The sequence below is a fragment of the Streptomyces thermovulgaris genome (assembly GCF_002155915.1).
GTDB lineage: Bacteria > Actinomycetota > Actinomycetes > Streptomycetales > Streptomycetaceae > Streptomyces > Streptomyces thermovulgaris.
The window spans coordinates 17,060-28,375 of the sequence record NZ_MUME01000056.1 but is presented as its reverse complement, the minus strand read 5'-3'; the positions used below and the strand labels follow the sequence as shown (position 1 = coordinate 28,375).

General features: G+C 72.3%; 11 protein-coding genes. 4 read left to right on the top strand and 7 right to left on the bottom strand.

The annotated features are described in order from the left end of the window. The 6 genes from CCN35_RS06210 to CCN35_RS06185 all read right to left on the bottom strand — a co-directional run. The coding region (locus CCN35_RS06210; protein WP_425444282.1) for a vWA domain-containing protein at window positions 1-914 on the bottom strand (914 nt) is incomplete at its 3' end. 452 nt (window positions 915-1,366) lie between these two features. Further along, complete coding sequence (locus CCN35_RS06205; protein WP_067388738.1) at window positions 1,367-2,251, bottom strand: AAA family ATPase; 885 nt, start codon at window positions 2,249-2,251, stop codon at window positions 1,367-1,369. 6 nt (window positions 2,252-2,257) lie between these two features. Next, entirely contained in the window at window positions 2,258-3,112 is an 855-nt protein-coding gene (locus tag CCN35_RS06200; protein ID WP_067388740.1) for an FAD binding domain-containing protein, read from the bottom strand. Then, a complete protein-coding gene (locus CCN35_RS06195) occupies window positions 3,109-5,502 on the bottom strand; it encodes a xanthine dehydrogenase family protein molybdopterin-binding subunit (protein WP_067388742.1) in 2,394 nt (797 codons plus the stop codon). Before CCN35_RS06195 ends, CCN35_RS06200 begins: the two co-directional genes overlap by 4 nt. Then, window positions 5,499-6,002 carry a (2Fe-2S)-binding protein gene (locus CCN35_RS06190; RefSeq protein ID WP_067388744.1) on the bottom strand — a complete coding sequence of 168 codons (504 nt, stop codon included), beginning with the start codon at window positions 6,000-6,002 and terminating at the stop codon, window positions 5,499-5,501. The genes CCN35_RS06195 and CCN35_RS06190 overlap by 4 nt, the downstream gene beginning before the upstream one ends. 524 nt (window positions 6,003-6,526) lie before the next feature. After that, window positions 6,527-7,777, bottom strand: coding sequence for a YncE family protein (locus CCN35_RS06185; protein WP_067388746.1), 1,251 nt, complete (start codon window positions 7,775-7,777; stop codon window positions 6,527-6,529). A gap of 145 nt (window positions 7,778-7,922) precedes the next feature. Here CCN35_RS06185 and CCN35_RS06180 point away from each other — a divergent pair, with 145 nt between their 5' ends. Then, window positions 7,923-8,585, top strand: coding sequence for a TetR/AcrR family transcriptional regulator (locus CCN35_RS06180; RefSeq protein WP_067388749.1), 663 nt, complete (start codon window positions 7,923-7,925; stop codon window positions 8,583-8,585). Continuing rightward, on the top strand, window positions 8,582-8,761 hold the full coding sequence (locus CCN35_RS06175; protein ID WP_086791777.1) for a hypothetical protein: 180 nt from the start codon (window positions 8,582-8,584) through the stop codon (window positions 8,759-8,761). Before CCN35_RS06180 ends, CCN35_RS06175 begins: the two co-directional genes overlap by 4 nt. On the opposite strand, the gene CCN35_RS06170 is transcribed toward CCN35_RS06175, so the two are convergent. Further along, a complete protein-coding gene (locus CCN35_RS06170; RefSeq protein ID WP_067388752.1) occupies window positions 8,731-9,096 on the bottom strand; it encodes a nuclear transport factor 2 family protein in 366 nt (121 codons plus the stop codon). The genes CCN35_RS06175 and CCN35_RS06170 overlap by 31 nt on opposite strands. Window positions 9,097-9,277: 181 nt before the next feature. Between CCN35_RS06170 and CCN35_RS06165 the strand changes: the two genes are divergently transcribed. Together CCN35_RS06165 and CCN35_RS06160 are read left to right on the top strand one after the other, a co-directional pair. Further along, the gene (locus tag CCN35_RS06165) at window positions 9,278-10,363 is read left to right on the top strand and encodes an S-(hydroxymethyl)mycothiol dehydrogenase (protein WP_086791775.1); all 1,086 of its coding nucleotides are present in this window, start codon (window positions 9,278-9,280) and stop codon (window positions 10,361-10,363) included. Continuing rightward, window positions 10,363-10,992 (top strand): MBL fold metallo-hydrolase, encoded by a 630-nt coding sequence (locus CCN35_RS06160; protein WP_067388865.1) that lies wholly within the window; start codon window positions 10,363-10,365, stop codon window positions 10,990-10,992. The genes CCN35_RS06165 and CCN35_RS06160 overlap by 1 nt, the downstream gene beginning before the upstream one ends. The last annotated feature ends 324 nt before the right edge of the window (window positions 10,993-11,316 follow it).

Here is an 11,316-nt window from a genome sequence, read left to right as displayed (position 1 = left end):
GAGGGCCACAGCCTGGCCGCGCTGGAACGGCTGGCGGCGGTGGTGCGGGGTGCCGAGCCCCCGGCCGCGGCGGATGTGCGGGAAAGGAGCTGAGCGTGCGGGACATTCTTCCGGTGCTGGAGCGGTGGTACGCGGCACGGGTGCCGTTCGGGCTCGCCACCGTCGTCGGGGTGAGCCGCAGCGCGCCGCGCGAGACCGAACGGCACCCGTGCCGCGTACCACCGCTCCAGCACCGGAAGAATGTCCCGCACGCTCAGCTCCTTTCCNNGCAGCGCCGCCGCCATGCCGGCGGCGAGCGGGGCGTAACCGGGACGCGCCTTGCGGGGGTTGGCCCAGACCACCCGGTGCGCAAGCCGGTGCAGACGCCGCATCTGGGCGGCGAGCAGCCGCGGATCGCCCCGCTCCCAGCCGTCGGACAGCAGCACGACCACGGCGCCGCGGGCCATGCCCCGCTGGCCCCAGCGGTCGAGGAACTCCCGCAGCAGCTCGCCCAGCCGGGTGCCCCCGCGCCAGTCGGGCACCGCCTCGGCGACCGCGGCCATGGCCAGGTCCGGATCCCGGTGCGCCAGCTCCCGGGTGACCCGGGTCAGGCGGGTGCCGATGGTGAACACCTCCGTGCGCCGGCCCCGGACGGCGGCGTGCGCGAACCGCAGCAGGGCATCGGCGTACGGCCCCATGGATCCGCTGACGTCGACGAGCAGCACGACCCGGCGGGGCCGCTCGGCCCGTGCGTGCCGCCGCAGCAGCGCCGGCTCGCCGCCCAGCCGCAGCATGTCCCGCACGGTGCGGTGCGGATCGACCTCCCCGCGCCGGGCCGGCCGCCGCCGCGCGGTGCGCCGCGTCTGCCCGCGCAGCGCGAACGCGGCCAGCAGCCGGCGCACCTGCGCACGTTCCTCGGGACCGAGGTCCGCCATGTCGCGGTGGCGCAGGACCTCCACGGAACTGGCGAGCGAGGCGACGGGCGGACCCTCCCGCTCCCCCTCGGCCGGCTCGGCGGGCGGCCCGCCGGGCGCGTCCCGCACCACCGGCCGCAACCGGGGCGGCGGGGCGGCCGGTGCCGCCCGGGCGGGCTCCCGGTCCGTGCCGAAGTAGGCGGCGAACACCCGCTCGTACCGCTCCAGGTCGTCCCGGTCCCCGCACAGCGTCAGCCGGCCCGCCCAGTACACATCCGCCCGCACCCCGGGCCGCAGCACCGCCACGGCCCGCAGAAAGGCGTGCACCCGCTCGGCGCTCACCGCGACACCGGCCGCCCGCAGCGACCGTGCGAACCCGAGCAGCACGGCATCGGCCCCGAGCGGCCCGTCCGGCGCCGGTGCCGTGCCGCACGGCGCCCGCCGGTCCCCGCGGCGCTGCTGGTCCACACCGATCACGCTCCCCGCCGGGCGAGGGCCGCCGCGAAGTCCAGACCGCGGGCGCGCTCCAGGTCCTCGCGGTACTTCAGCACCGAGCCGAGCGTGGCCACCGCCAGCTCCGCGTCGACCTCGGTGGCACCGAGGGCGTCCAGGGCGCGGGCCCAGTCCAGGGTCTCCGCGACCCCCGGGGGCTTGAGCAGGTCCTCGGCGCGCAGGGCCTGCACCAGCGCGGTGACCTGCTCGGCCAGCCGCGCCGACACCCCGGGCAGCCGGCGGCGGACGATGGCGAGCTCACGGGCGAAACCGGGGTGGTCGAACCAGTGGTACAGACACCGCCGCTTCAGGGCGTCGTGCACCTCCCGCGTGCGGTTGGAGGTCAGGACCACCGCCGGCGGCACCTCGGCCCGCAGCGTGCCCAGCTCGGGGATGGTCACCTGGAACTCCGACAGCACCTCCAGCAAAAACGCCTCGAACTCGTCGTCGGCCCGGTCGATCTCGTCCACCAGGAGCACCGACGGCTGCGTCTGCAGCGCCCGCAGCAGCGGCCGGGCGATGAGGAACCGCCGGTCGTACAGCTCGCGCTCCAGCCGGTCGGCGTCCCGGACCCCGGCCGCCTCGGCGGCCCGCAGATGCAGCAGCTGACGCGGGAAGTCCCAGTCGTACAGCGCCTGGGAGGCGTCGATGCCCTCATGGCACTGCAACCGGATCAGCGGGGCGTCGAACGCCTCGGCGAGGGCGGCGGCGAGCGCGGTCTTGCCCACGCCCGCGTCGCCCTCGCAGAAGACCGGGCGGTGCAGCCTGAGCGCCAGGAAGCAGGCGACGGCCAGCCCGTCGTCGACGAGATATCCGGTCTCCTCCAGACGAGCCCGCACCTGCTCGGGGCTGTCGACGGGGACGATCGGCGCTCACCCCATTCCGGCGGCGGCCAGAACCGCCCGCTTGGTCAGCACCCGCGCCAGGTGCGCCCGGTACTCGGGCGAGGCCGACGCGTCCCGCGAGGGCCGTGTGCCCTCCGCCGCCGACTGCGCCGCCCGCGCCACCGCGTCCGGGTCCCCGGCCCCGGCCAGCGCCTCCTCCGCGGCGGCGGCCCGCAGCGGGGTGGCGCCCATGTTGGTCAGCCCGATCCGTGCCTCGGCGATGTGCCCGTCGTCGCGCCGCACCAGCGCGGCCACGCCGACCATCGCCCAGGACTGGGCCACCCGGTGGAACTTCTCGTAGCGGTACCCCCAGCCCTCCCGCTTCGGCACCCGCACCTCCACCAGGAGCTCGTCGGGGGCCAGCACGGTCTGCAGATAGTCCGTGAAGAAGTCGCGCGCCGGGATCGTGCGCCGCCCGCCGGGGCCCACGGCCACCAGCTCGGCGTCCAGCGCCAGCGCCACCGCGGGCAGGTCCCCGGCCGGATCGGCGTGCGCGAGCGAGCCGCCGAGGGTGCCCCGGTGCCGTACGGCCGGATCGGCGACCGTTTCCGTGGCCTGCGCCAGCAGGCCCGCGTACCGCCGCACCAGCGGGTCGTGGACCACCTCGTGATGCGTGGTCAGCGCCCCGATGGCGAGCACGTCGCCGTCCTCGCGGACCCCGCGCAGCCCGGGGATCCGCCCGATGTCGACGACCAGTTCGGGAAAGGCCAGCCGCAGCCGCAGCAGCGGCAGCAGGCTCTGCCCGCCGGCCAGCACCTTCGCCTCCTCGCCCGCGTCGGCGAGGGTGCGCACGGCCTCGTCCAGGCCGGTGGGCCGGACGTAGTCGAATGCGGGGGGAATCATGCCGGGGCCTCCTTCTGCGCCGTGCCGGACGACTGCGCCGACCGGATGGCCTCCCAGACCCGCTCCGGGGTGCACGGCATCGGCACGTCGTGCACGCCCAGGGGCCGCAGCGCGTCCACGATCGCGTTGACGACGGCCGGGGTCGAGGCGATCGTGCCCGCCTCGCCGACGCCCTTGACCCCGAGCGGATTGGTGGAGGCGGGCGTCTCGGTCCGGTCGGTGACGAACTCGGGCAGGTCCGCCGCCGACGGCACCAGGTAGTCGGCCATCGTGCCGGAGACCAGGTTGCCCTCCGTGTCGTACACCGCCTCCTCGTACAGCGCCTGTGCGATGCCCTGGGCGAGACCGCCGTGCACCTGCCCCTCGACGATCATCGGGTTGATCACCCGGCCCACGTCGTCCACGCAGACGTAGGACCGGATCCGGGTCTGCCCGGTCTCGGTGTCGACCTCGACCGCGCACAGATGGGTGCCGTGCGGATAGGAGAAGTTCTCCGGGTCGTGCACGTGCTCGGCGTTGAGGGTGGGTTCCATGCCGTCGGGCACGTCGTGCGAGGTGAAGGTCTCGAAGGCGATCTCCTGGATGGTCTTGCGGGCCTCGGGCGAGCCCTTGACGGAGAACACCCCGTTTGTGAACTCCAGGTCGTCCTCGTTCGCCTCCAGCAGGTGCGCCGCCACCTTCCGTGCCTTCTCCACCACCTTCTCGGCGGCCCGGTGCACGGCCGCCCCGCCCACCGCCAGCGAGCGCGAGCCGTAGGTGTCCATGCCCTGCGGGGCCGTCTGGGTGTCGCCGTGCAGCACCTCGATGTCCTCGAACGGCACGCCCAGGACGTCCGCGGCGATCTGGCTCCAGGAGGTCACATGCCCCTGCCCGTGCGGGCTGGTGCCGGTGACCACCTCGACCTTGCCGGTGGGCAGCATCCGGATGCTCGCCGCCTCCCAGCCGCCGGCCCCGTACCTCAGGTCCCGCAGCACCCGGCTCGGGGCCAGCCCGCACATCTCCGTGTACGTCGACACCCCGATGCCGAGCCGGACGGGATCGCCGCGCTCGTCGCGCTCGCGCTGCTCGGCCCGCAGCTCGTCGTAGCCGAACAGGGCGAGGGCCTTGTCGGTGGCCGCCTCGTAGTGGCCGCTGTCGTAGGTCAGGCCCGCGATCGTGGTGTACGGGAACTCCTCGTGCCGGATCCAGTTGCGGCGCCGCACCTCCACCGGGTCCAGGCCCACCTCGGCGGCCAGTTCGTCCATCATCCGCTCGATGGCGTACGTGGCCTCCGGACGTCCGGCGCCGCGGTAGGCGTCGGTCGGGGTGCGGGTGGTGAACACACCGGTGCAGGTGAACTCGTAGGCGTCCATCTTGTAGATCCCCGGGTACATGAACGCGCCCAGGATCGGGATGCCGGGCGTGACCAGCATCAGATAGGCGCCCATGTCGGCGAGCAGATCGACCTTGAGGCCGAGCAGCCTGCCCTCCCGGGTCGCGGCGAGCTCGATGTCCTGGATCATGCCGCGGCCGTGGTGGGTGGCCAGATAGCCCTCGGAGCGGGACTCGGTCCACTTCACCGGCCGTCCCAGCTTCCGGGCGATCGCCAGCGCGAGGGCCTCCTCGCCGTACACCTGGAGCTTGGAGCCGAAGCCGCCGCCCACGTCGGGGGCGACCACCCGCAGTTTGTGCTCGGGGATGCCGGTGACCGTCGACAGCATGATCCGCAGGATGTGCGGGATCTGGGTCGCCGAGTACACGGTGTACTCGCCGGAGGCGGCGAGCGGGGCGACGACCACCGCGCGCGGTTCCATGGCGTTGGGGATGAGCCGCTGCTGCCGGTAGCGGCGCTTGATCACGACATCGGCGCGCTGCCGGACCGACGCATAGTCCTCACCGGTCCTCAGCGGCCACACATAGGCACGGTTGGTGCCCTTGTCGGCATGGACCAGCGGGGCGTCCTCGGCGAGCGCCTCCTCCAGGTCCAGCACCGGGGGCAGCGGTTCGTAGTCGACCTCGATCGCCTCCAGCGCGTCGGCGGCGGCGTACCGGTCGCGGGCCGCCACCACCGCCACCGGGTCGCCGGCGTGCCGCACCTCGTCGAGGGCGAGCGGCGGGTGGTCGGGCAGCACCATGTCCTCGGTGACGGGCCAGGCACAGGGCAGCGAGCCCAGCTCCCCGGCGAGGTCGCGGCCGGTGAACGCGGCGACGACGCCGGGGCGTTCGAGGGCGGGGGAGACGTCGACGCGCTCGATGCGGGCGTGTGCCATGGGGCTGCGCAGGACGGCCAGGTGCAGCAGTCCGGGGACGTCGATGTTGTCGGTCCAGTTGGTCTGGCCGGTGATCAGCCGTGCGTCCTCCTTGCGGAGGCGGGCGCGGCCGACCTCGGGTGCGACGGCCTGGTCGGTCATGCCGTCACCTCCTGGGTGTTCTGTCGCTCCTCGGATGCGCTCGTCTCCTCGGCGGCGGCGAGCACCGCCCGGACGATGTTCTGGTAGCCGGTGCAGCGGCACAGATTGCCCTCGAGCGCCTTGCGCACCTCGCCGGGGCCGGGACGGGGGTTCTCCCGCAGCAGATCGCGCGCGGCCATGATCATTCCGGGGGTGCAGTAGCCGCACTGCAGGGCGTGCTGCTCGTGGAACGCCCGCTGCAGCGGCGTCCACGCGCCGTCGCGGGCCAGCCCCTGGACGGTGGTCACCTCGCATCCGTCCGCCTGGACGGCCAGCACCGTGCAGCTCTTGACGCTCATGCCGTCCAGCTCGACCGTGCAGGTCCCGCAGTTCGAGGTGTCGCAGCCGATCGGGGTACCGGTCAGGCCGAGCCGGTCGCGCAGATAGTGGACCAGCAGGAGGCGGGGCTCCACGTCGTCCTCGTAGGCCGTGCCGTCCACCGTGACCGAGATGTGGGTCATGTGCCCTCCAGGACCTCATGGGCGCGAGCGAGGGAAATCGCGACCTTCGTGACGTACGTCACTCTATGTCCACGTTCCGGGGGCGGCGAGTGGTGCGCATACGGGACGGGCGCCGGTGCGCCGCCGTCCCGTGTCCGGCTTCCGCCCCGCTGCATGCGGATCGCGCCGCCGGGGAGGGGGAGCGGTGTCCGCACCGGCCACGGCGAGCGGCAGGGCGGGATCGGTGGGCCGGTGCCGGGGCGGCGGGGCGGTGCCGGGCCCGGTCGCCGCGTTCCCGCCGTCCGCCCGGGACCGCCCGGTGCGACGAGGGGCCCTTGCCCGGGCGGGGCCGGGAGCGCGGGAGGCGGGCGCGCACACGACGGAGGGCCGTCCGCGTACCGGGTGGGTGCGCGGACGGCCCTCGTGCACGGCCTTGTCCGAAACCTGGAGTCCGGGACCTGGTCCCGGGTTCCGGAGGGAGCGGCCCCGGCGCCCGTACAAGGGGTGCCGGATCCCGCCCGCCGGGCGGGGGACCGGGTGGGCCGTCAGCCCGCCGACGGACCTGTCCAGTCGGCCGGCACATGGCCCAGACGGACCCGCTGCGGATGGTCGCCGACCGGGACCGACACCACCTTTTGCCCGGTGGCGAAGTCGATGGCCGTGACCTGGTCGGAGCCGCTCTCCGAGACGACGCAGCTCTTGCCGTCGCCGCTGACCGTGGCCCAGTAGGGCTTGGAGGCGGTGACCAGCGGCCCCTCTTGCAGGGTCGCGCGGTCGACGACGGTCGCGTAGTCGTCCATGGTGCCGGCCACGCACAGCTTGGTGCCCTCGGGGTTCATCGAGAGGCCGTGGTGGCGCGAGTCGTTGACCCAGGTGGTGCGGTTCTCGTTGGTCTGCGGGTTCTTCGGCAGTGTCTTGACCCGGGTGATGGTGTCGGAGGCGACGTCGTACTCCAGGAAGCCGTTGAAGAACGACACCTGGAAGTACAGCTTGGACTCGTCGGGGGAGAAGACCGCGGGCCGCACCGCGTCGGAGAATTTCTTCAGGCCGATCGCGTCCAGGCGCGGGCGCATGTCGATGTTCCGGACCTGCTTGTACGTCGTGGTGTCCACGACGGTGATGCGCCGGTCGCCCTTGGTCCAGTCCCAGAACGGGTCGTCCAGCGCGGTGTGGACCTCCCCGATGGACATGTTCCAGAGGTACTTGCCGTCCCGGGTGAAGATGTTCTCGTGCGGCTTGTCGCCGGTGGCGAACGAACCGAGCTGCTTTCCGGTGTTGATGTCCAGCACGTGCACGGTGTTCGCGGTGGAGGCGGAGACCGCGACCCGGGTGCCGTCGGGGGAGACGGCCATGTGATCGGAGCGGTAACCGGCCACGCGGAAACGCCAGTTGATTTTTCCGCTGGCCAGGTCTATCGAGACGACGTCGGCGAAACTGGGCCGGGAGACCACCACGGACTTCCCGTCCGGGGTGGAGTACATGTCGTCGACGAACTGGTCGTGGCCCTCGCCGACACTGTTCCGGATCACCTGGAAGTAGATCCATCTGATCGGGTCGGCGTTGATCTCGGCCATCCGCTCCTTCTTGTCCGGGATGACGTTCACACGGCCGATCTTCGCGAAGTCACCGCTGGACTTCAGGACATCGGCGGTGCCGTCCCAGTTGTTGCCGACGAACAGCACCTCCCGCAGCCCGGCCGGGTCCTGCGGCGCCGCGGTGGCGGTGGTGGGGGCGGCGACGGCCAGGGCCAGGGCGGCGGCCATGGAGCAAAGGTGCCTGATTCTGACAGCAGGCATGACTGCTCTCTTCTCTGTGATGGGGAGCCGGGAGTCTGAACACCACTGATTTCACAGTTGACTTACTGAAAAGTAAGGAGGGGGCGCCTGCTCCACAAGACCGCGTACACGACAAAATTGGAGCGGGCGTACGAAGGGGGAGAGCGTGGCGGGCAGACTGAGGGCGCCGACCGGCCGTTACGGCGGCAGATCGGCCGCCGAGCGACAGGCCGAGCGGCGCCGCCGCTTCCTGGACGCGGCACTGCAACTGTTCGGCGACACCCCCGGCTACCGCGCGACGACCGTCGCCGCGCTCAGCGAGGCCGCCGGACTGTCGACCCGTCAGTTCTACGAGGAGTTCTGCACCCTCGAGGACGTCCTGGCCGCCCTTCACCTCGAGGTCAACGCCTGGGCCGAACAGGCCGTCCTGGACGCTCTCGCCGAGGCCGGACGGCTGCCGCTCGCCGAGCGCGTCACCGCTCTCTTCCGCGCCTACGCCGCCAACGTCACCTCGGACCCGCGCCGGGTCCGCATCGCCTTCGTCGAGATCATCGGCGTCAGCCCGCGTCTGGAGGAGCAGCGCCTCCGGCGCCGGTCCCGCTGGGTCGACCTCATCTGTGCCGAGGCCCGGGCCGCCGCCGCACGCGGCGAGGCGGCGCCCCGCGACTACCGGATCGCCGCGACGGCCTTCATCGGCAGCGTCAACGGCCTTCTGCACGACTGGAGTGCGGGCTGGGTGGAGGCCTCCCTGGACGAGGTGGTCGACGAACTGGTCCGCCAACTGCTGGCCATCCTGCGGCCACCGGGCTGGTGCCCTCGGGAGGCATGACCGGCCGGGGACACGCCGCACCGGCCGCCGGGCAGGGCCGGGCCGGCCGTGAGGCGGCCCGCGACCTCACGGCCTCCCCCCTGTTCGTCCTGCTGTTCGTTCTACTCGTTCTGCTCGTTCTGCTCGTCCTGGTCGTTCTGCTCGATCATTGGTCCCAGGCCTGGATCATGAGCTGATCGGCGATCCTGCCGTCGCGCAGCGAGACCATGGACTCGGCGAGCACGCGCACGCCGTCCGGATACTCGCAGGACTCGACGTAGGCGGCATGGTCGCCCTGCAGGACGCACTGCTCCAGCGTGTGCGTCATGTCGCGGCCGTAGATGTCGTCCAGCATCGCGCCGATCTCCTCGCGGCCGCGCAGGACCTTGGGACGGCTGGGCGGGGCGTCGCGGTCCACGATGCGGATCTCCGCGTCGTCCGTGTAGAGCGACAGCAGCGCGGACGCCGTGTCTCCTTCGATGCCGCGGCGCAGCGTGTCGATGTCGAAGGCGGGACGTGACCTGGTAGCCATGGGTGACCTCCTGCGGGGCGGCGGTCCGGGGGAGCGGGCCGCGGCGGGCTTCACTCTTCGAGACTCCTCCGCTGCGGTGAGCCGGGCAAACGCAGACCGGTCGCCGCGTTTCGGTGCTTTGCCGATCAGTCACGCGTAGGGTCGAGTGGGACGGAACCGCTCGACGGAAGGGGACAGCACCATGGCGCAGGAAGTGCGCGGCGTGATCGCACCCGGGAAGAACGAGCCTGTACGGGTCGAGACGATCGTCGTGCCGGACCCGGGGCCGGGCGAGGCCGTCGTACGGGTCCAGGCCTGCGGTGTCTGCCACACCGACCTGCACTACAAGCAGGGAGGCATCAACGACGAGTTCCCGTTCCTGCTCGGCCATGAGGCCGCGGGCGTGGTGGAGTCGGTCGGCGAGAACGTCACCGACGTCGCACCCGGCGACTTCGTGATCCTGAACTGGCGGGCCGTGTGCGGCAAGTGCCGTGCCTGTGAGCGCGGGCGGCCCTGGTACTGCTTCGACACCCACAACGCGCGGCAGAGGATGACGCTCACCGACGGCACGGAGCTCTCCCCGGCCCTCGGCATCGGCGCCTTCGTCGAGAAGACCCTGGTGGCGGCCGGCCAGTGCACCAAGGTCGACCCGTCCGTCTCCCCGGCGGTGGCCGGTCTGCTGGGCTGCGGGGTGATGGCCGGCATCGGCGCGGCGATCAACACCGGGAACGTCGGCCGCGGCGACTCGGTCGCCGTCATCGGCTGCGGCGGCGTCGGCGACGCGGCGATCGCCGGGTCGTACCTGGCGGGCGCGGCGAAGATCATCGCTGTCGACATCGACGACCGCAAGCTCGAGACCGCCCGCACCATGGGCGCCACGCACACGATCAACTCCAGGAAGACGGACCCGGTCGAGGCGATCCGCGAGCTGACCGGCGGCTTCGGCGCCGACGTCGTCATCGATGCCGTGGGCCGCCCGGAGACGTACCGGCAGGCCTTCTACGCCCGTGACCTGGCCGGCACGGTCGTCCTGGTGGGCGTACCGACGCCGGAGATGAGACTGGAACTGCCGCTGCTGGACGTCTTCGGGCGCGGCGGTGCGCTGAAGTCGAGCTGGTACGGCGACTGCCTGCCCTCCCGGGACTTCCCGGTGCTCATCGACCTGCATCTGCAAGGACGCCTGCCCCTGGACAAGTTCGTCACCGAGACCATCCAACTGGACGAGGTGGAGAAGGCGTTCGAGCGGATGAACCGCGGCGACGTGCTGCGCTCGGTGGTGGTGCTGTGATGGCCGCGCGCATCGAACGCCTCGTCACCTCCGGGCAGTTCACGCTCGACGGCGGCACCTGGGACGTCGACAACAACGTCTGGATCGTCGGCGACGACCACGAGGCGGTCGTCATCGACGCCGCCCACGACGCCCAGGCCATCGCCAAGGCCGTGGGCGGCCGGCGGCTGATCGCGATCGTGTGCACCCACGCCCACAACGACCATGTCAACGCGGCCCCCGCCCTCGCCGACCTCACCGGTGCCAAGATCTGGCTGCACCCCGACGACATGCCGCTGTGGCGGATGACCCACCCGGACCGCGAACCCGACGAGCACCTGGCCGACGGTCAGGTGATCGAGGCCGCGGGCGCCGATCTGAAGGTCATTCACACGCCCGGCCACGCCCCGGGCGCGGTCTGCCTCCACGACCCCGGGCTCGCCGCCGTCTTCACCGGCGACACCCTCTTCCGGGGCGGTCCGGGCGCCACCGGGCGCTCGTACTCCCACTTCCCGACGATCATCGACTCGATCCGGGACCGTCTGCTGACGCTGCCGCCGGAGACGAAGGTCCTCACCGGTCACGGCGACTCGACCACCATCGGCGCCGAGGCCCCGCACCTTCAGGAGTGGATCGACCGCGGGTACTGACGGAGGGACGCGGGCCGCACGGGCCCGCAGACCGCTCGTACGGCCCGGTCCGCAGCGGCTTCCGGCGGACCGGGCCGCAGCCGTGTGCGCGTACACCGCGCACGACGAGCCGGCCGTCTCCCGGAAGGAACCGGCCCCGTGGGGCGGACCGGCCGTGCACGGCGGACTGCCGCACCGGACGAGCCGGTCGGAGGACCTCGCGGTACGTGTCGATCAAAAAATGCGCCGGTCATGAAGGACGGGCCACAAAAGACGACAGAAGATGTCAGGTTTCCCCGGCAGCCTCGGTGGCGGCAATCGCACCGACGAAGCACACACAGGAGG

Bases quoted from the DNA above. Each gene is read 5' to 3' on its own strand.
- CCN35_RS06200 (WP_067388740.1), bottom strand. From the start codon at position 3,112: ATGATTCCCCCCGCATTCGACTACGTCCGGCCCACCGGCCTGGACGAG.
- CCN35_RS06195 (WP_067388742.1), bottom strand. From the start codon at position 5,502: ATGACCGACCAGGCCGTCGCACCCGAGGTCGGCCGCGCCCGCCTCCGC.
- CCN35_RS06190 (WP_067388744.1), bottom strand. From the start codon at position 6,002: ATGACCCACATCTCGGTCACGGTGGACGGCACGGCCTACGAGGACGAC.
- CCN35_RS06185 (WP_067388746.1), bottom strand. From the start codon at position 7,777: ATGCCTGCTGTCAGAATCAGGCACCTTTGCTCCATGGCCGCCGCCCTG.
- CCN35_RS06175 (WP_086791777.1), top strand. From the start codon at position 8,582: ATGACCGGCCGGGGACACGCCGCACCGGCCGCCGGGCAGGGCCGGGCC.
- CCN35_RS06170 (WP_067388752.1), bottom strand. From the start codon at position 9,096: ATGGCTACCAGGTCACGTCCCGCCTTCGACATCGACACGCTGCGCCGC.
- CCN35_RS06165 (WP_086791775.1), top strand. From the start codon at position 9,278: ATGGCGCAGGAAGTGCGCGGCGTGATCGCACCCGGGAAGAACGAGCCT.
- CCN35_RS06160 (WP_067388865.1), top strand. From the start codon at position 10,363: ATGGCCGCGCGCATCGAACGCCTCGTCACCTCCGGGCAGTTCACGCTC.